We start from the raw sequence: 19,132 nt of genomic DNA on the forward strand, positions 1-19,132 counted from the left end.
GCGGCGCGGCCGCCCTTGCGCTGGCAGGATCGGCGGTGCAGGCACAAGGCGTCCTCAGGGGAGACAAGACCATGGCCCGTTACATCAGCTTCCGCCGTCCTGACGGCACCCCCAGCTTCGGCCGCCTCGAGGGCGAGACCGTGCACGATCTCGGGCCACAGGGCGCCGCCGCATGGCTCAAGGACGCCGTGGCCGGTGATCTGTCCGCGCTTGCCGCAACCGCGACCCATGCCCGCGCCGACGTGCGCCTGCTGCCGCTGATCCCCAATCCGAACAAGATCCTTTGCGTCGGGCTCAACTACGCCACCCACGTCGCCGAGACCGGGCGCGACCAGAAGGAGTTCCCGGCGATCTTCACCCGCTGGGCCGACAGCCTGATCGCCGATGGCGAACCGCTGGTGCGCCCGCCGGAATCCACCCGCTTCGACTATGAAGGCGAGCTTGCCGTGGTCATCGGCAAGGGCGGCCGCCGCATCCCGCGCGAAAAGGCGCTGGAACATGTCGCCGGGTACTCGGTGTTCAACGATGGCTCGGTGCGCGACTGGCAGCGCCACAACATCCAGTTCACGCCGGGCAAGAACTTCCCCGGCACCGGCGCCTTCGGCCCGGCCCTCGTCACGCCCGACGAACTGCCCGATCTTGGCGACCAGCGCGTGCAGACCCGCATCAACGGCCAGCTCGTCCAGGACCAGCCCGTCTCCGACATGATCTGGGACGTCGCCTTCGTGATCGCATACTGCTCCACCTTCACCACCCTCGAACCCGGCGACGTCATCGCCTCAGGCACCCCCGGCGGCGTCGGCGACAAACGCAACCCACCCCTCTACATGAAAGCAGGCGACATCGCCGAAATCTCCATCGGCAAAGTCGGCAAACTCACCAACCCCGTGATTGACGAAGCTTGATGTCGGCTTCCGATGCCATTGCCGCGATGGGCAGCGCGCTCGGCCCGCAAGTGCTCGAAGCCTGCGGCGCGCTGTTCGATGCCGAGCAGCGCGAGCTTGCCGCGCGCGTGCCCGTCCTGACCGCCGATTGTGCTTACGGGCCACACGATCGGCACCGTCTCGATCTTTATCGTACGGTCGCCGATCGCGACCTTCCGGTCGTCCTGTTCGTCCACGGGGGCGGGTTCCGGCTTGGCGACAAGGGCGATGCAGGTTCGTGGCAGAACGCCGCCGTGGCCCGGACGATGGCCGAAACTAGGTTCCTTGGCGCGGCGATGAATTATCGGCTTCTGCCCGATGCGCGCTGGCCGCAAGGGGGCGAAGACGTAGTGGCGGCGGTCGAGTGGCTTCGCAACAACGCGAGCGATCATGGCGGCGACCCGGCGCGGATCGTGGTCGTGGGCACATCCGCGGGTGCCGTGCATATCGCCACCGCGCTGAAACTACGGCCCGACTTGCCGGTTGCCGGAGTGGTGCTGCTCTCGGGCCTGTATGGTTACACCCTGCTCGATGCCAAGGACGAGCCGTATTATGGTCCGAACGAGGACTACGACGCGAAAATGCCGCGCGAGGCCGTGGCTTCGACCGGCATTCCCTTGTTCGTTTGCTGTGCGCAGTACGATCCTCCACGCTTCCAGGCCGAATTTCTTGGCCTTATGGCAGAGCGTCTCGAACGGCATGGCGTTATGCCGAACGGAATGATCCTGTCCGGCCACAATCACTATTCCATGGCCATGCACATCGGAACGGCGGACCGCCGCCTGACCGACGAAATCGTGGCGTTCGTCAGGTCCGTGTAGCGCCGATGTGGCTTGTGCCGCGGGCCCGCGCGAGCTTCTCCTGACGATCGCGCTCGCGGGCCGAAGCGCGCTGTTCCTCGGTGCGCTCATCGTAGCAGCCCGCGCAGGAAACGCCGTCCTCGTAGAGCGGTGAGGCACGGCCCTCCTCGTCAACGGGGCGGCGGCAGGCGCGGCAAAGCACGTGGCTGCCAAGCGCGAGGCCATGGCCCACGGTCACGCGCTCATCGAACACGAAACATTCGCCGCGCCACAGGCTTTCCTCTTCGGGCACTTCCTCGAGGTACTTCAGGATGCCGCCCTTGAGGTGATAGACCTGATCGATGCCTTCGGCCTTGAGAAAGGCGGTGGACTTTTCGCAACGGATGCCGCCGGTGCAGAACATCGCGACCTTGGGGGTCTTGCCTTCTCCCAAAAGCTTCTCGCGTTCTCGCCGGAACCAGCCGGGAAATTCACGGAAGGTGGCAGTCCGGGGATCGATGGCGCGTTCGAACGTGCCGGCTGCCACTTCGTAATCGTTGCGGGTATCGATCACGATCGTTTCGGGGTCGGCAATCAGCGCATTCCAGTCCTGCGGCGAAACATAGGTGCCAACGCTGGCGCGCGGATCGATGCCCTCGACGCCCATCGTCACGATCTCGCGCTTGATGCGCACTTTCATGCGATAGAACGGCATCCCAGATGCATGGGAGTACTTGACGTCGGTATCGGCGCAGTCTGGCTGGGCGCGGATGAAATCAACAACGTGCGCAATGCCATCGGCGCTACCGGCGATCGTGCCGTTGATGCCTTCGTGGGCGACCAGCAGCGTACCCTTGATGCCTTGCGCCTTGCAGGTGCCTTCAAGCGCATCGCGCAAGGCGGCAGGGTCCGCGATTGGCGTGAACCGATAAAGTGCTGCGACGGTGACCGACGATTCCATGCCGCGCCCTTAGGGCAAGCGGCAGGGTTTGTCAGTCCCGAGACGCTGCAAGGCATGCTGCCGCGTGATCCTGCCGCCGAGCATGGAGGCGATCACCGCCAAGCCAGCCGCCGCATCGGCGTTTTCGCCACAGACAAACAGATCGACGGCCGCGACACCGATCTCCGGCCAAGTGTGGATCGATATGTGCGATTCCGCCAGCATGGCGACCGCTGTCAACCCCATCGCTTCACCGAAATGATGCAGATGCACCCCGACGACATGGGCCTTGGCCACGCTCGCGGCCATGCGCAGCACCTGTTCGACATGCGCGGCATCATCGAGCCTGTGGCATTCATCCAGATCGGCGATGAGGTGGACACTCGTGCCCGGGAGATGGGCCATCAGGCAAGACTTTCAAACGGATGCGCGAGGTGGGCCAAGGCGCTCTCGGCGGCAGTCACACCGCGATAATGCGCTTCCTCGAACAACGAAAGGCCCGAGAGATCAGAGTGGGCAAGCCAGACCGGGGGCGAACCTTGCGCGGCGGCGGTCCTGGCAGGATCGGAGAGAAAGCCGGGCACGGGCCGCACCATGGCATGGCCCCAGCGCCATACGTCGATCCGCTCGATCGCGCCCAGAAGATCGGGGTTCATCGCCAGCAGATCATCCTGCACCATCCGCTGCCAGGCGGCCAAGCTGCGCGTCATCAGGATCTTGCGCGCCTGCTGCGGCGTTTCGCGGCTGAGCGGGAGATACCAGGTCAAAACCGTGGGACCGCCGTCCGCCGAGGAGGTCTGGTGCGTGGCGACAACATAGCCGAGGCTTTCGCTCGCTGCCGAGACATTGTCCCACGCCAGCGGTGCGCCCTTGCCACGCGGCGGGCGGCTGACCGTGACATTCGCCACGACCCACGGTGCATAGCTGAACCGGCCCATGGCAGCGTGCTGCGGCGCTACCCTTTGGGCAACGAAGTGGGGCATGGCGAGGATGGCGGCGCGAGCGCGAACAAGGTTGGTCACATTGGCACGATGATCGAAGACATGGGCCATCACTGCTGATCCGGCTGCTTCGACCCGGACCACCGACCGCGCTGTACGCAAATTGGAGGTAATCCGGTCGGCCATCGCCCGGACCAGCCGGCCATTGCCCTCGGGCCAGGTCAGTTCGCGATCACCATCATTCCCGGCGGCCCAGCCGCGACGCCCGGCGAAATAGTGGATGCCCGCCCAGGCTGAAACATGCTCGGGCTCCGAGCCGTAATCATCCCTGCAGCAATAGCGCAAGTGAGCGCGCAACGGGGCAGAGGTATAGCCCTGCGCGTCGAGCCACTGCGCGAAGCTTTGCTGGTCGAGCGAGCGGTACCGCTCATCCGTGCTCGAGACCGCCATGGGCGATGCAAACGCGGGCCTGCCATCGCCGCCGATGGCATCGCGAAACCCAGTCATCGCGGAGGTGAAGCGCGCCTGCTGGTCCTTGTCGCCATTCGACAGGGCGGTCTGGGGAACAAGGCCTTCCTGCCACTTGCCACGCCACAGCAATCGCTCCTCAAGGTCTGCACAAAGCTGGAGCGGATCATAGACCGGCGTGCCGTTTGCCTCGCCCGTTATCATGCCGAAGCCTTTCAGCATGTGCCGCAGCGCGCGGGCCTCGCGGTTGGGCACGGGCAGATAATGCGCGCCCAGCGGATAGGCGCTGGTGGCGTTGCTGCCCGATCTTCCGTTGCCGCCGGGCGCGTCTTCCAGTTCAAACAGGGCAAAGCGGGTGAAGCCGGCCTCGGCCAGGCGCCAGCCGGCGGCAAGGCCCGCAACGCCGCCGCCCGCAATCAGGATGTCGATCTCCTCGACGGGGCCTGATGGCGCCGGAAACCTGCCTTCCCGGATGAGGTGGCCCCGCTGCCAGTCAGCGCCGGAGAGGGTACCGGGCAGGGGGGTATCGCCGCACCCTCCTAGCAGCGCCGTCGCCCCCGCTCCTGCCGCAGCGCCAGCAAGCACTTGCCGCCGGGTCGGCTCAGCCTTCATAGCGGCCCCACTCTTCGGCGAAGCTGCGCACAAGCGCCTGATTGTCGAGCCGGTTTACCGGGGCAGGGCGGCGCGCCATATCGGGCGGGAAATCGAACATCGCCCGTTCGCTGGCCGCTGTGAGGAAGCGCAGGTTCGTCGGCAAGCGTACCACATCCAATGGAGCGGCATGAGCGGCCATGGTGAAGCCCCATTCGCCAAAGCTCGGCACGTAGGCATGATAGCCGCGCACATTAAGCCCGGCGGCCTCGAGCGTGCTGGCCACGGTCCAGTACGAGCGCGGGGCAATCAGCGGCGAAGTGCTCTGCACGGTCATCACGCCTTCGGGGGCGAGCAGGCGGGCAACCTCGCGATAGAATGTCTCGGTATAGAGTTTGCCCAGCGAAAACTCGGTGGGATCAGGAAAGTCGACGATGATCGCGTCGAACTGGCGCTGTTGTTCGCGCACCCAGCGAAAGGCATCGGCATTGACCATCGTGAGCCGGGGAGAGGCCAGCGACCCGGCATTGAGCTGCGCCAGTTGTGGCGTATCGCGGAACAGGCGGGTCATCTCGGGATCGAGATCGACCAGCGTAACGTGGCCAACGCGGCCATCGCGCAGCACCTCTCGCGCGGCAAGGCCATCGCCGCCACCGAGAATCAGCACTTGGCGGGGCGTGGCAACCCTGCCCAGAACCGGCCACACGAGTGCTTCGTGATAACGATATTCGTCGCGCGTGGAGAACTGCAAGTTGCCGTTGAGATAGAGCCGCAAGTCACCGCTTTGGCGCGTCAGCACGATCCGCTGGTAAGGTGTCGAGCGGGCATAGACCACCGGTTCGTTGTAGAACGCAACTTCGCTCCACCGTTGCAACCGATCGGCAAAGGCAAGGCCGCAGACCAGCGAGGCGGCGACCAGCAGCGCCACCGCCATGTCGCGCCCGATACGCTCCTGCCGGCGCAGGGCGATCAGCAAGGCAATGGCAACCGCGACGTTGGCAAGGCCGAAAACGAAACCTGTCCGTATCATGCCCAGCCTGGGAACCAGCACCAGCGGGAACAACAGCGAGGCGATCAGCGCGCCGACATAGTCATAAGTCAGCACGTTGGAGACAAGTTCTCGGAAGGCGAACCGGTGCCGGAGGATGCGGATCAGCAGCGGAATTTCCAGCCCGACCAGCACGCCGATGGCCATCACCAGTGCATAAAGCGCAACCCGGAAGTCTCCCACCAGCGGGAACAGCAGGAAAAGACCGGCAGCAGACCATCCGCCCAGCGCGGCGATGAGGATTTCCACCCGGACGAACACCGCCATCTCGGCCGAACGCACATGGCGCGAGAGCCAGCTGCCAACACCCATCGCAAACAGGTACGTCCCGATGACAGTGGAGAACTGGGTTACACTGTCGCCGAGCAGATAGCTTGCAAGCGTACCTGCCAGCAGTTCGTAGATCAGGCCGCAGGTGGCAACGACCAGGACCGAAACCAGCAGGATGATTGCAAGCGAAGCCGGAGCTGCATCCGGCGCGGCATCCCCTTGGGCAAGCGGTGCTTCATCCATGCACGGCGGCGGCGATGATGTTGGATATGCCGATGGCAACCGCTCCGGCAAGCAGTGCCACGGCCATGTTCTTGCGCTCGATGATCTCGCGCCACAGCTCGCCCGGAGTCAGCTTGTCGACCAGCACGAAGCTGACAATGAAGATGACGATACCGAGGCCGGCATAGAGCATCGTGGCAAGGAAGGTGTTCGCGGTGAGCATGGCAGGCTCCTTTCAGGATCCGGTGATCATTTGTGCGTTGGGCCGACGTGGCCCGAAGCGACGGGACGGTCTTCCTCGTCGCTGTAGAACGACCAGGCGTTGAACGCCGCGAACAACGCTGCCGCCAGCAAGGCGAGGCAAAACAGGGCGTAGAGGATCAGGCGCCGGGTCATCTGTCGCGGAATCTCCACCACAGCACGGTCAGCGGCCAGGCGAACAGTGCGATGACCAGCGTCCACCACATGCCCCACGACATCGCGCCGGTGCTGGCCTCGATCGAAAGATTGATTGTCTCGACCGATCCCCATCCATCAATGGTGTACGGGTCGACTGGCCAGCCGTGCGCCGATCCGCTGACATAGACATCGTAGGTGCCGCGCGGCACGTGGCCGAACATGGTATCGTCAGAGCGGCTGCCTTCGCTCCACGCACCGTCTGAATCGGTTCCGGCATAGTGTTCGACCAGACCGAACGCATCGATCGACTGCTCGCTCGAACGATCAACCAGGTTGTATTCGAGATCGACCCAGCGGTTCTCGAAACGATTGGCGTCCGCTTCGATGGTGACGAACTGCCATGGCCTGCGCACGGTGATCGTGCCGACCTTGACCGGCGCAATCTGGCCGCCGACCGGAACCTGGATCAATGTACTTGCACTCGTGCTCGGCCCTGCGATCACGGCCATGGCGATTGCGGCAAAGATCGAGACGGCGAGAGCAAGCTTGAACATGTTGCCAAGATCGTCCCGCTCCATGCCGATCGCGGGCCGGAACAACATCGGTCCTCTTGCCATCTTGCGCCGGGGCAGGCTGCGACGCTTCAGGCCGAAGGCGTTTTCGACATCGGCTTCCGGAACCGGCACAAGTTGCGTCCAGTTCTCCTCGCCAGCCGAAACCTCACGCGAAAGCATCGTGTCGCCTGATTGGAACAGCGTTGCGTTGGCCGTGTCGCCTGCCTTCACTCGCCAGTAGAATTCGCCTGCAACTGCGGTGGTCGAGGTTGTCTGGTCTCGCCCCAGTCGAGTGAATGGCGTGCTTCGCCAATAGACCCTGTCTCGAGGGCCTTGAGGCCGATCGGCCAGCATCGTGCCGAATTGCCATTCGCCATCGCAGGCCACCAGCCAGCGATAGCCGAGGTAGGGGTTGAACAGCAGGAACTCCTGCCAGATCGTGATCTGGTCCTTGCGGCGCAGCGCACCGACCACCTCCCACTCCTGCCCGAACAGCGTGCCACGCTTGCCCAGCTCCAGTGCAAAGTTTTCGTTGGCGCGCTTGTACTTGCGGATCAGCGCCACTTCGGGGCGCGATACGTCGAGCAGCGAACCGCAATGCTGGCAGGCGAGGTTGACCGTAAATCCCGCGGCGCGCAATTCGATCGTGCCGCCGCAGGCGGGGCAAGTGACCGCATTGCCGCCCGAAGTGCCCGCAGTCACTGCAGCTCTCCGGGAACGGTCCAGCCCTCGATCTGACGCAGGTTTCCGGGCTTGAGGGTGACCAGATCCCAACTGTCGCCGAACCACGCCGTCGTCGCGCGGTCGTCGCGCTGAAGAGAAAGCACCTCGCCACTGGCCGAGCGGAAGTCCACGCTGGTCATCTTCATGCCGATCTGCGTGCGGATCGGCAGATCACCCTCGCTGCCAAGGCATTCGATTTGCTTGACGTCACTTGCAAACAACTGGCGTCCATCGACTTCGATCACGTCCCCCGGCGTGAAGGTGCCGCCTTCCGCAAAGGCGCGGACTTCTGTGCGGTCGAGCAATTGCGGCCATTCGGCTGTCAGCATGAACATGCCGGCGGCCTCCGCCAGCCAGTACTGCGCGCCGCTATCGGCCATGGCCAGCCATTCGTTCCACGAGCCGCCGGCCCAGGCCCAGCGCACCCGCCCGACCACGACCATGCTGCGCCCATCGGCCATCAGCGTGGTGCCAAGCTGGATGGGCGAAACATCGAACGGCAGGACCGCAACTTTGCCCACGTCCTCAATATCGAGCCCGTGGCGCAGGATCAGTGTCTGGCAGTAGGGACACGTGGCATAAGGAAGGGAGGCGCCTCGTACCGGCACTTGCGCTCCGCACGAAGGGCAATTCATCACGTCCCGCTTCCCCCAATGCGAACGCGCAATCAGCGGATTCGCGCGAGCAGCTCGGCCTTCTTGGCATCGAACTCCTGCTGGCTCAATGCGCCCAGGGTCACGAGCCTGTGGAGTTTCTCGATCGTGGCGAGGGGATCTTCCTCGGTGGCAGCGGGAGAAGGCGCGGGGACCGCTGCCTGGCCCAGTCCCTGGGCCATCGCGCCACCCAAAGCCGTGGCAGCAGCAACCCCGGCGCCGATACCGGCTACGCCGCCACCGTCCTGGTTGGCGGCATCCTCGATGGCTTCGGCTGCCTGGAAGCGGGTGTAACTGCCAAGATCGCCGAGCACGCGCATGGAGCTCGCCTTGTCGAGGTGAGCCTGCACTTCATCGGGCAGGGAAACGCTTTCGACATAGAACGAAAGGCAGGTCAGCCCCCACTGCGCAAAGGCCTTGTCGACCTCAAGCTTGATCCGGTCCGAAAGCGCCTGCTGGTTTGCCGCCAGATCGAGGAAGGCAATCCCGCTGCCGCCAAGGGCCGTGGCCATCGCGGTCTGGATCGCGGCGCGCAATTGCGGTTCGAGCGAGGGCACCGCGACGCCAGCCAGCGTCCCCATCACGCGCGAGACGAAGGGCGCAACTTCGTTTACGCGGAAGGAATAGGAGCCGAAGGCACGCAGGCGCAGCGCGCCGAATTCAGCATCGCGCACGGTGACGGGCTGGGCTGTCCCCCACTTCAGGCCATGCTGCTCTTTCAGAGAGAGGAACACGACGTCAGATTTGAACGGCGACTTGAAGGCCTTGTCCCAGTTCATCAGATTGGACAACAAGGGCAGGTTGGCGGTCTCAAGCGTATGGAGGCCCGGCCCGAAGTAGTCCGCCACGCGGCCTTCATTGACAAAGGCCGCGACCTGACCTTCGCGCACTGTCAACTGCGCGCCGTGCTGAATTTCGCGATCGGCAAAGGGCACGCGCCAGGCCAATTCGCCGGGCTGCTCCAGCCATTCGATGACATCGACAAACTGCTTGCGGATAAAATCGAACATCACTGGCGCCTTACGAAAACAAGGGACTGTTTCCGGCAGCCTAACTTGTGACTGCCGCTAAGCAAGTGCGCATGCGGAAAACGTCTGCCAACGTTATTGGTCAATCAACGGCGTTTAGCCCCCAAGTGACCGGCACCCAGGCGATAGCCTGGGCGCGATCTTCACGCGGTAAGCGCGCCCAGATGGGTTTCCCAGGTGATGGTATCGTTGTGCGAATGCGTGAAGCCGATCGAGCGTTCGAAGTCGACACAGGCTTTCGAGCGGAAAGCGACGATATAGGTGCGGCGCCAGCGGTCCGGCGACGTGTTCCCGCCTGAGCCGTGAACGATCAGTTCGTCATGCACGGTAATGTCACCCCGCTTCAGTGGAAGGTCGACCACAGTATCAGCATCGGTCAGTTCAACGCTGAGAATGTGCGACTTGCTGCGATCCTCACCCATTAGCGGACGGTGCGGGCGGAGGCCCTGCTTTTGCGAGCCCGGCACCACCTTCAGGCATCCGTTTTCCAGATCGGCGTCGTCAAGCGCGAGGCTGCAGGTGGCAGTCAGCGGCTCGGGCGTGCCGGTCGGCCAGTATCCCAGGTCCTGGTGCATCGTGAACACGGCGTCGGGCTTTGCGGGGCGCTTTGCAAGGAACTGGTCGTAATCGAGGGTTGCGCTCTCCCCGAGCAATTGGCGCGATATCGAGGCTGCGCGCCGTTCGTAAAGGTTGTCCCGCAGGGTTGGCTCGTAGTGACGCGGCAGCACGGCATTCACGAGGCTGAAGTTCTCGAACTCACGGTCATATGGCCCGGACATGTCACAGAAATCCTTGCCCATGCCGCCGACTTCGCCGCGGATGAAGCGATCGAACTCGGCTTCCAGCGGTGCAAGCTCCTCCTCCGTCATCACGCCGCGCAAGGTGATGTAGCCTTCGCGATGGTACTGGGCGATCTCCTCTGGCGTGAGGATGTATTCATCGCCTTGACGGCCGTATTGCTGGGTCATTTTGCGGATACTTTCGTGAGATCAGATGGAGCAGGGTCAGGCGATGCAGATGGTGCCATAGCGTTCGGCATGCATCGGGAAGATGTGCACATCGGGCGGGAAGTAGGAATAGCGAATGCGGGCGACGACCTCGATCTTGTGGACGCCCGGTTCAAGGCCGCCGGGCTTGTCGACAAGGATTTCGCCCCATTCGGTCAAGCCCCAGCGCGCGGTAATTTCCTCACGCATTTCGGCCATGGTGTAGACTTCATCACGGATGCCGAAACGGTTGATTTCGTGATCGTAGAAAACGCCATCGACCGTCACGTCGAAGCCATCGAGCTGCGACAGGCGGGTGCCGTGGTAGTTGGGGATGCGGATGCGGATGGCGAAGCCTTCGCGCGCGCCCACGGGTCCGAAATTGCGGAATCCGGTGCTCTGGATGAGCTGATGTTCGAGCATGGTGTTCTCCGGGAATTCTATGTGCGAAACGGGATCAGGCGAACTTGCCTTCGTCGAACTCCCGCTCGAGCTTGCGCAGCAGCACGTGCTGTCGGCGAACCTGATCAATCGAACGCCACGGCGCGCGCCAACCTTCGTATTCGCTGGAAAGATAGCCGGAGTAGCCCGAGCGCTTGATGGCCGAGATCACCGGCTTCCACGGGATGTTCTGGTCCTCGAGGTTCTCGTCGATGTCGTGGAACTTTGCCTGGATGAATACCACGTATTTGGCGATATCGAGGAAGTGTTCGGGCGGAACCTTGATGCCGTTGAGGAACTCCATGTGCTTGCGCGCTTCCTCGTTGATCTGGTGCGAGCCCCAGTGCGTCAGCGGCCGGTCCTGGAAGATGCCGGTGTCGATCATCAGGCCGAAGTTCTTCGTGCCGGTGCGCTCGATGAAGTTGATGTAACCATCGACGACTTCATGCTTGATCGGCGTGGGCGCGTGGATTTCCGGGCAGATGACCACGCCGAGCTTGTGGGCAAGATCGAGGTTGCGCTCGGTGTAGGCTTCCCACTGCGGTTCGGGGATCAGGTCGTGCGAAAGCACACCGAACTTCGGCCGCAGGAACTTGAAGCCCAGCTGGTGGGCAAGGCGCAGGTCGCGCTCCAGCTCTGCAGCGCCTTCCTCGACGGTGAGGTTGCGCTGGAGAGTAATGCGCATGTCGACCCACGAGCACATGTTGGTCGGTTCAAGCTTGTACTTGTCCAGCAGGCCAAACCAGCGATCGAGAAACTGGCTGGAAGGGTGGGGATAGCCCTCGATCTGGCCCTCGCCCAGAATCTCGATGCCGGTGGCGCCGGTATCCGCGATATGGTCGAACGCGTCTTCGAGCGTCATGACCGAGCCGTAGTCATCGACGTAGCTGTAAGTTGAAACACCGTATTTGAACGAACCGGGCATGTCTTGCTCCTGGAAGGCCGGAGACGAAGCCCACCGGACCTCGCCTCATGCCGAATGCAATTGTCAGATCAGAAGTTCACGCTCGCCCGCACGCCGTAGGTGCGCGGTGGCTGGAACTGATAGTTGTCGCTGAAGCCGTTGAAGTTCTGCTCGGCGAAGGACAGCACGTTCTTGTTGAAGACGTTGCGGACATAGGCCTGCAGCTTCCAGCCACCCCCGTTCGGCTCGATCGCGGCCGAGAGGTTGCCGAGGAAGTAGGACGGCGAGCGGATCTGCTGCAGGTTGAAGGCCGAGAAGTAGAAGCTCGACGAGTACTTGCCGTCAGCGCGGAACGACAGCAGGTGATCGCCCAGCGGCACGCCCTGTTCGAAGCCCATCGAGGCGGTGAAATGCGGGGCGTTGGGCAGCTGGTTCTTGCTGATGTCGACGTTCTGGTTGTTGCCGTTGGTGACGATGATGTTGTCGCCGAACTTCGTGTCGAGCAGGGTGCTGTTGAGGTAGAGCTTCGTGTTCTCGGCAACGCGGGCGTTGAGCTGGCCTTCCAGGCCAAGCACGCGGGCGCTGCCGACGTTGAACACGCCGGTCGAGCATGTCGGGCAGGTGCTTTGCTGAGCCTGGTAGCCCTTGTAATTGAAGTAGAAGGCGGCGAAGTTGAGCTGCAGGGCATTGCCCATCAACGTGTTCTTCGTGCCGATTTCGAAGGCGTCTACCTGCTCCGCGCCATAGGGCGTGGCAGCGACCGAGCCGTTCGAGTTGAAGCCGCCCGACTTGTAGCCGCGATCGTACTTGGCATAGATGAGGCGCCCCGATTCTGGCCGCCAATTGAGACCGAGATGCCAAGTCGGCTTGCTTTCCTTGGTCTCGCCATTGCCGGAATTGACGATCGGGAACGGCGGGCAGGTGCCGGGCGCCGGGAAGCCGTTGCCGCATAGCGGGAATGCCAGCGCGGGCAGGACCAGCACCGAATTGCCGGTGCGAGACTTGTTGTCCCACGTGTAGCGGGCGCCGGCCGAGAGCTGGAGTTGTTCGGTCAGGTCATAATCGGCCTGCGCGAAGATCGCGTCGGACTTGGTCTTGACCGCAAAGTCGAAGGCGATGCCATAGCGAAACGACTGGTCGGCATTGGGCGCGAACGACAGCGGGCCGCCCGGCGCGAACAGGCCGGTCATCTCGCGGTTGTAGAGCCCGGCGGCAAGCGCGTTGTCTTCGGTGAAGCGGAAGTATCCGGCTTGGATGAAGAGCTTGCCGGTCTTCTCGTTGCTGATGCGAACTTCGTGGTTCCAGGTCGTCGGCGCCTGGGTGTTGAGATACTGGCGGTTGGCCGGATAGTTCGGACCAGTAGCGTCGAGCGTCAAGTCGAACTGCTGCTTGTCCCACCCGCCCGAGTAGATCAGGTTGATATTGCCGAGGCCGCTGTAGCTGGCTTCCCAACGGATGCGTTCGCCCTTGAGCACAGTGCGTGTCGGAGAATCGCTGCGGAACGCAGGCAGCGGATCGAAGCTGGGCTGCGGCGCGCCCAATGTGTTCTTGAGGACCGCCTCGCCATCGGTATCGCGATCATCTCGCTGGTAAGATACCCACAGATCCAAGCCATCCTTGGCGAAGCGAGCCTGGATACGACCGGACTTGAAGTCCTCGTTGTCAGCCGACTTCATCACGCCGACCTGGCGACGGTAGCCGTCGTGCTTGAGGAAAGTGCCCGAGGCGCGCAGCGCGAAGCTCTCGGACAGGGCAAGGTTGACGGCAGCGTCGGCGTTGGTCGTGTCGTAGTTGCCGTATTCGAACGAGGCCGAGACCTCGTTCTTGAACTTGGGCCGGTTTGTGATGATGCTGACCAGACCGCCGGTCGAGTTGCGGCCATGCAGCGTGCCCTGCGGCCCCTTCAGCACTTCAACGCGGGCCACGTCGTACATCGACGTGTTGATCGAATAGGCGCGGTTGGTGAAAAAGCCGTCGCGCGCAACCGGTACCGATGGGTCGCCCAGTTCCGTCACGTCGGTCGAGGCAATACCGCGCACGGCGATGTAGGCGGAGCTGTTCGAACTCGAGACGTTGAGGCTGGGGTCGATCGCGGAGAGGTCCCGCACTGAATTGATCCCGCTATCGGCCAGGTCCGCGCCCGTATAGACGTTGAGCGCGATCGGCGTGTCCTGGGCCGAAGTCTCGATGCGATTGGCGGTTACGATGATATCGCCCACGCCGCGCTCGGAGGCTTCTGCCGCATCGGCTTGGCTTGTATCTTGGGGTTCTTGGGTGGCTTGTGCAAGGGCCGGCGAGCGCAGCGCAAGGGCAGATGTTACAAGCAGAATGGCAGCAGTTCTCATGGCGTTCCCTCCCGATCATAGTTATCGGTGTCCCGAAGGCCCGATATTTGATCGGTGATTAGATTTGCACCAACCCAGCGTCAAGCGTTAATCTAATCAGTGCTCTGATCAGGCGTGGAGATGCTGACGCGGGCACGAGGCCGTGATAGTCGCCGCAGCAGTACCGGGGATCACTCTGCCAGAGCGGCGAGTGTGGCGCGGGCGACGATGGCCTCTGCGATATCGACAGTGGGCACAATGCTCTGGCTAGGCCGGATCACGCCCTTCTTGCGCATCGAAGAAAAGCCATAGATCGCCGACCAGAAGGCGATCACGCGCAAATCTGCCTCGTCGTCGGAGATGCCCGGGATTGCTGCGCGGAGATGGTCCCGCAAGTTGAAGTGGCCTTGGAGCTGGTATTCCAGCAGCTTGGTGTCGAGCACCGGCGAGGTCAGCTCACTTTCGTACATGAGGTCGAGCAGGAACGGGTTGTTTTCAGCAAAGCGGATGAACAGGAGGCCCATGCGAATGAGCTTCTGCTCTGGGGTAACCGTGCTGCGCCGGACTTGCTCGGCCCCGTCGAGCATTTCCTCGAAGCCTTCAATGGCAAGCGCCAACAGGAGCGAGCGGCGGTCGGGGAAATGATGGTAGGGAGCCCCTGGCGAAACGCCGACCTGTTGGGCAAGCGTGCGGATGGACAGTCCGTGGTGCCCGTGTTGCCGTACATATTCACGCCCCGCATCGAGCAGGTCGCGGCGCAGGTTTTCGCGGTGATACGGCTTCTTAGCGGGCATAAAATCTCTCGGGCGACCGGACAGGCTTGCGAGCTATCGGATAGCTTCCCTAACAGCAAACCGCCAGCTGGCCAGCCGGAAAGCGCAGGTGCTTGCCAAGTAGGGCTGAGGGGGCAGGTGTCAGCTCGGCTGCTCGCAAGCGACTTGCCTGCAAATCTGATCAGTGATCAAAGGCGGTGATGCAGTGTCATGAGAAATGGACGATTTCCGCCTGGGATTACGAAGTAGCGATTGCGCCAGGCGTAGGCGGTTCGCTGCGTGGCCTTTTCTGGCAGGGTTCGCCGGTGCTTCGTACCGCACGGACCGACCACATCCTTGACGCCGCCTGCTTTCCCATCGTGCCTTTTTGCAACCGCATCGCAGACAGCCGATTTGAAGTCGCCGGCGTCAGCTATCGCCTGTCATCCAACTTTCCCGATGCCTACCATCCCCACGCATTGCACGGCTATGGCTGGGTGCGGCCGTGGCAGGTGATCGATCACGACATGTCGTCGATTCGGATGGTCCATGGCTATTCCGATGGCGAATGGCCATGGCACTATCGCGCTGAACAGACATTGGAGTTGGGAGCCAAAGGCGTAATGATGCGACTGGAGGTGACCAATCTCGGCCCAGGACGAATGCCAGCGGGACTCGGATTTCATCCCTATTTCCCAGGCGATGGCAGCACCGTTTTCCGTGGCTTGCACCGCTACGAATGGCGGACTGCGCCAGACGGACTGCCACTCACGCTTGTGGATGCAGGCGACGCCGTGGACTGGTGGAAAGGCGCACCCGTCACGACGCGCATGGTCGATACGATTCAGGAGGGGCGCCAAGGCCAGCTAACGGTCCTGCGGCCAGCAGACGATCTGCTGATCGAGATGACACCGTGCCCGGCACTGTCCTGTACCGGGGTGTATGTCGCACAAGACGCGGAATTCTTCTGCATCGAGCCTCTGACCCATCCAACTGATGCCATCAATCGCACCCCCGGACGCATGACGTGGCTGGCTGAGGGCGAGACGCTGGCAGCCAGCTTGCTGATCCGCGCGCAAAATAGCCTGTTCGGCATCGATTGACTTTGGCGCGGGACGATCTAATCATCGATTAGATAGTCAATTGTCTGCAGCGTCACGGGCGAGAGTGCCCTGCTGCGACGGAGGGATGGATGCAACCTGTCAGGATCGGGCTTGTAGGCGCGGGAGACATCAGCCCAGTCTATCTCAATGCAATTGCTCGTTCGCCGGCCCTTGACCTGCGTGCCATCGCCACGCGAACGCCGCAGGCCATTGCGCAAACTGCTGCCCGGTTCGGCGCACGCGCGGCCACGGTCGACGAGCTACTTGCCGACGATACGATCGAACTGGTCGTCAACCTTACTCCAGGTGTGGCGCATGAGGCGATCAATGAAGCCGCTTTGGAGGCGGGCAAGCATATCTATTCCGAAAAGCCCTTTGCCCTGTCGCATGAGACGGCGCGCCAGTTGGCTGACCTTGCCGAGAGCCGCGGCCTACTGATCGGCTCGGCGCCCGATACGTTCTATGGCAGCGCACACCAGGCTGCGCGCAGGGCGCTCGATACAGGGGCCATCGGCAAGCCGGTATTCGGCTCTTCGTTCCTTGGACTGCCGGGACTTGAGCTATTCCACCCGGGCCCCGAGGCGTTCTATCGTCCGGGCGGCGAGCCGCCGTTCGATGCGGGACCTTATTACACGACGATGTGGATCAACCTGCTGGGGCCGGTAAAGCGGGTGTTTTCGGTTTCGGGCGCGGGCAGAGCGGAGCGAACGATCCTGCGCGGCCCCCGGCAGGGCACGCGCTTCCCGGTGACGGTCGACACCACGTTCAACACGGTGCTTGAATTTGCCGAAGCGTCGGTCAGCTTCATCATCTCGCTCGACGTTGTGGTGCCCACGCTGCGGCCGGGCGAACTGTTCGGTTCCGACGGAATACTGGCGATGGCCGACCCGATGTTCTTCGGTGGCCAACCGGCGGTGACTGCACCGCCGCAGCCACGCACAGACCTTCCTACCGCCGACCAGGGCTTTGCCACGCCAAACCGCCATGACCACACCGGGCGGGTAGTGGCCGATTATCGCGGTGCCGGGCTGGTCGATCTTGCGCTCGCGATCCGCACCGGCAGCAGACACCGCACCGGGGGCGAGTTCATCGTCCACTCGGTAGAAGTGATGGAGGCCATCGTCAGATCAGCGACCTCGCGCACTGTGGTCGAGCTTCAATCCACCTGCGAGCGTCCCGCGACGATCGATCCGGTGGCGGACGCTGCGCTGATCGCGCTGACGGCATCGCCCTTCGATCTCGTCGATAACGCATCGGCGCACTGACATTCCTCATTCAACGGAGTTTTCCGACGTGTCCTCAACCCGCAACATGATTGCCGCAAGCCTTGCTCTCCTCGCGCCCGTCTGCGCTTTTGCCGCCGATGGTCCGCCGGATGGCTCGACGCCCGAACAGAAGGCGGCGATTGCCAACGACCCGACCTATCGCAGGCAGGATCTCGTGCTGACGAACCTGCCGCGCAATCGCGCGGCACCGACAAAGCTGTTCAACGGCCGAGACCTGTCCGGATGGGACAGCTGGCTCGGTTACACCGTACCTGCCACCACGTATGGCACGCCGAGCGGCGCGCCGATCGGCCTCAATCATGACACTTACGGTGTATTCAAGGTGGTCGAGCAGGATGGCGCACCTGCGATCTATTCCAGCGGCAAACTGTTCGGAGGGCTGCTGACAAAACGGTCCTACAGCAACTACCACCTTCACGTGGAATACAAGTGGGGTACCAATACATGGACGCCGATGCCGCGCAACAATGGGGTACTGTATCATTCGCATGGCGCGTATGGTGCGTTCTTCGGCACATGGATGAGCGCGATCGAGTTCGAGGTGGTGCCGCACTCCGTCGGCATGCTTCTGACGGTGGGCGATTCCAAGGGCAAGCCTTCGTTCGAGACAGTCGACTGGCGGGTTGGCGCCACCGTTCCTGTCGCCAATGATCCCTCAATTCCCTATCCGAGTCGCCGTTACTTCAAAGGCGGCCTGCCATCGCGGCTGACGTTTCCGACATGGAACGTCGATGCCGGCGCTGACGCAGAGAAACCTCTGGGCGAGTGGAATTCGCTTGATCTTTATGTCTTCGGGAACACGTCGATCCACGTTGTGAACGGCGTGCCGGTGATGGCCGCGGCCAACCTCACCACCAAGGACGCCAAGGGCCGCACCATACCGCTGACCGCTGGCAGGATCCAGCTCCAGTCGGAAGGCGCCGAAACCTACTTCCGCGCGATCACCATCGAGCCGATCCGACACCTGCCCACCATAACCGAGCGAAAGCAGGGCTGATCGCGAAAGCTGGCACCGGGACGGACAAAGTATAGGGGCGGGTAATGGCGAGCAGGAACTGCTTGATTTCGGGGAGCTCCATGCAGCCTGAGCCCGTCACGTCTAACAGTGCCGTCGTGATGCGGTACCTCAGTGAGGCCATCCCAGCGTTGCATTCGATGCGCCTGCGCTCTCAGGTTCTCGTCGACGATTGCAAGATCGTCACCTTGGCTACAGCGCTCGGCCAGAAGATGCACCAATCCATCTGCCGCTCGTGACTCCTGAAGGGGAGGTGGAGCTCGCGCTGGGGTTGACGAAAGGGAAGCCCAACTTCAGCCATCTGTTAAGCTGCTCATGGCAGTATGGCGACGCAAGCCGAAGCAGCGGGTGCTGATCCGCTCGGAACACGCCTCGCAGTTCACAAGCATAGAATGGGCAGCCTTCATCCGGGCTCACAACCTTGAGCACTCGACGAGCCGATGTGGCAACTCCCATGACAACGCGGTTGCCGAGAGCTTCCTATCCTCGCTCAAGGGCGAGCGCCTACGGCGACGGACCGGCAAAACGCGCAAGTGAGCCCGGCAGTTCGATTCCATGGAGATGTTTCAGGCTGAGCGAGGATAGCCGTGCTGACAACGATCCCTATTTAACATATATCAACACCAATTCGTGTCTTGTGTCCTAGTTTCAATGGTTTGCAGGCGATAAACCTGTCCATTGTGTTTCGCTCATAATTTGGACGATCAAGGGAGTTGGAAGTGCAAGACGCCGTAGGCGGCTCACTTCCTACTCGCTTGATCGTAACCCGATCGCAGCGTGAC

20 protein-coding genes and 1 pseudogene are annotated in these 19,132 nt (G+C 62.5%); 7 read left to right on the forward strand and 14 right to left on the reverse strand.

Annotation, left to right across the window (positions count from 1 at the left end; translation table 11 throughout):
• Positions 1 to 71 precede the first annotated feature (71 nt).
• Both ACZ1JY_RS18560 and ACZ1JY_RS18565 read left to right on the forward strand, forming a co-directional pair.
• Positions 72 to 905 (forward strand): fumarylacetoacetate hydrolase family protein, encoded by an 834-nt coding sequence (locus tag ACZ1JY_RS18560; protein ID WP_465131568.1) that lies wholly within the window; start codon positions 72 to 74, stop codon positions 903 to 905.
• On the forward strand, positions 905 to 1,744 hold the full coding sequence (locus tag ACZ1JY_RS18565) for an alpha/beta hydrolase (protein WP_465131087.1): 840 nt from the start codon (positions 905 to 907) through the stop codon (positions 1,742 to 1,744). The genes ACZ1JY_RS18560 and ACZ1JY_RS18565 overlap by 1 nt, the downstream gene beginning before the upstream one ends.
• Here the strand turns inward: ACZ1JY_RS18565 and trhO are convergent.
• The 14 genes from trhO to ACZ1JY_RS18635 all read right to left on the reverse strand — a co-directional run bounded on the left by trhO (position 1,731) and on the right by ACZ1JY_RS18635 (position 14,988).
• Positions 1,731 to 2,663, reverse strand: coding sequence for an oxygen-dependent tRNA uridine(34) hydroxylase TrhO (trhO, locus tag ACZ1JY_RS18570; protein ID WP_118075493.1), 933 nt, complete (start codon positions 2,661 to 2,663; stop codon positions 1,731 to 1,733). The genes ACZ1JY_RS18565 and trhO overlap by 14 nt on opposite strands.
• A 9-nt stretch (positions 2,664 to 2,672) precedes the next feature.
• Positions 2,673 to 3,047 carry an adenosylmethionine decarboxylase gene (gene speD, locus ACZ1JY_RS18575; protein ID WP_118075495.1) on the reverse strand — a complete coding sequence of 125 codons (375 nt, stop codon included), beginning with the start codon at positions 3,045 to 3,047 and terminating at the stop codon, positions 2,673 to 2,675.
• Entirely contained in the window at positions 3,047 to 4,663 is a 1,617-nt protein-coding gene (locus tag ACZ1JY_RS18580) for an FAD-dependent oxidoreductase (protein WP_465131088.1), read from the reverse strand. Before ACZ1JY_RS18580 ends, speD begins: the two co-directional genes overlap by 1 nt.
• A complete protein-coding gene (locus ACZ1JY_RS18585; protein ID WP_465131089.1) occupies positions 4,653 to 6,203 on the reverse strand; it encodes a polyamine aminopropyltransferase in 1,551 nt (516 codons plus the stop codon). The genes ACZ1JY_RS18580 and ACZ1JY_RS18585 overlap by 11 nt, the downstream gene beginning before the upstream one ends.
• Entirely contained in the window at positions 6,196 to 6,405 is a 210-nt protein-coding gene (locus ACZ1JY_RS18590) for a DUF350 domain-containing protein (RefSeq protein WP_118075499.1), read from the reverse strand. Before ACZ1JY_RS18590 ends, ACZ1JY_RS18585 begins: the two co-directional genes overlap by 8 nt.
• Before the next feature lie 26 nt (positions 6,406 to 6,431).
• A complete protein-coding gene (locus tag ACZ1JY_RS18595; protein WP_168905075.1) occupies positions 6,432 to 6,578 on the reverse strand; it encodes a hypothetical protein in 147 nt (48 codons plus the stop codon).
• A complete protein-coding gene (locus ACZ1JY_RS18600; RefSeq protein WP_465131090.1) occupies positions 6,575 to 7,837 on the reverse strand; it encodes a DUF4178 domain-containing protein in 1,263 nt (420 codons plus the stop codon). The genes ACZ1JY_RS18595 and ACZ1JY_RS18600 overlap by 4 nt, the downstream gene beginning before the upstream one ends.
• Positions 7,834 to 8,493 (reverse strand): DUF4178 domain-containing protein, encoded by a 660-nt coding sequence (locus ACZ1JY_RS18605; RefSeq protein WP_465131091.1) that lies wholly within the window; start codon positions 8,491 to 8,493, stop codon positions 7,834 to 7,836. The genes ACZ1JY_RS18600 and ACZ1JY_RS18605 overlap by 4 nt, the downstream gene beginning before the upstream one ends.
• Positions 8,494 to 8,525: 32 nt before the next feature.
• A complete protein-coding gene (locus ACZ1JY_RS18610; protein ID WP_465131092.1) occupies positions 8,526 to 9,521 on the reverse strand; it encodes an SPFH domain-containing protein in 996 nt (331 codons plus the stop codon).
• A 161-nt stretch (positions 9,522 to 9,682) separates the two neighbouring features.
• Positions 9,683 to 10,507, reverse strand: coding sequence for a phytanoyl-CoA dioxygenase family protein (locus ACZ1JY_RS18615; protein ID WP_465131093.1), 825 nt, complete (start codon positions 10,505 to 10,507; stop codon positions 9,683 to 9,685).
• Between the two features lie 36 nt (positions 10,508 to 10,543).
• Entirely contained in the window at positions 10,544 to 10,948 is a 405-nt protein-coding gene (locus tag ACZ1JY_RS18620; RefSeq protein WP_118075510.1) for a C-glycoside deglycosidase beta subunit domain-containing protein, read from the reverse strand.
• 34 nt (positions 10,949 to 10,982) lie between these two features.
• Positions 10,983 to 11,891, reverse strand: coding sequence for a sugar phosphate isomerase/epimerase family protein (locus ACZ1JY_RS18625; protein ID WP_465131094.1), 909 nt, complete (start codon positions 11,889 to 11,891; stop codon positions 10,983 to 10,985).
• A 68-nt stretch (positions 11,892 to 11,959) separates the two neighbouring features.
• Positions 11,960 to 14,215 carry a TonB-dependent receptor gene (locus ACZ1JY_RS18630; RefSeq protein WP_465131095.1) on the reverse strand — a complete coding sequence of 752 codons (2,256 nt, stop codon included), beginning with the start codon at positions 14,213 to 14,215 and terminating at the stop codon, positions 11,960 to 11,962.
• 170 nt (positions 14,216 to 14,385) lie between these two features.
• Positions 14,386 to 14,988: a TetR/AcrR family transcriptional regulator gene (locus ACZ1JY_RS18635; protein WP_465131096.1), complete on the reverse strand. Its 603-nt coding sequence runs from the start codon at positions 14,986 to 14,988 to the stop codon at positions 14,386 to 14,388.
• 179 nt (positions 14,989 to 15,167) lie between these two features.
• On the opposite strand from ACZ1JY_RS18635, the gene ACZ1JY_RS18640 reads away from it, so the two are divergent.
• The 5 genes and pseudogenes from ACZ1JY_RS18640 to ACZ1JY_RS18660 form a co-directional block, all read left to right on the forward strand.
• Positions 15,168 to 16,049: an aldose epimerase family protein gene (locus ACZ1JY_RS18640; protein WP_465131097.1), complete on the forward strand. Its 882-nt coding sequence runs from the start codon at positions 15,168 to 15,170 to the stop codon at positions 16,047 to 16,049.
• A gap of 89 nt (positions 16,050 to 16,138) precedes the next feature.
• A complete protein-coding gene (locus tag ACZ1JY_RS18645) occupies positions 16,139 to 17,314 on the forward strand; it encodes a Gfo/Idh/MocA family protein (RefSeq protein ID WP_465131098.1) in 1,176 nt (391 codons plus the stop codon).
• Between the two features lie 28 nt (positions 17,315 to 17,342).
• Complete coding sequence (locus ACZ1JY_RS18650) at positions 17,343 to 18,332, forward strand: 3-keto-disaccharide hydrolase (protein ID WP_465131099.1); 990 nt, start codon at positions 17,343 to 17,345, stop codon at positions 18,330 to 18,332.
• Positions 18,333 to 18,412: 80 nt separating this feature from the next.
• Positions 18,413 to 18,589 (forward strand): hypothetical protein, encoded by a 177-nt coding sequence (locus ACZ1JY_RS18655; protein ID WP_465131100.1) that lies wholly within the window; start codon positions 18,413 to 18,415, stop codon positions 18,587 to 18,589.
• Positions 18,590 to 18,659: 70 nt separating this feature from the next.
• Positions 18,660 to 18,884 (forward strand): annotated as a pseudogene (locus ACZ1JY_RS18660) (IS3 family transposase); the annotation flags it as partial.
• Positions 18,885 to 19,132 lie beyond the last annotated feature (248 nt).

The organism is Novosphingobium sp. BL-A-41-Hi4B-X5A (assembly GCF_055521705.1).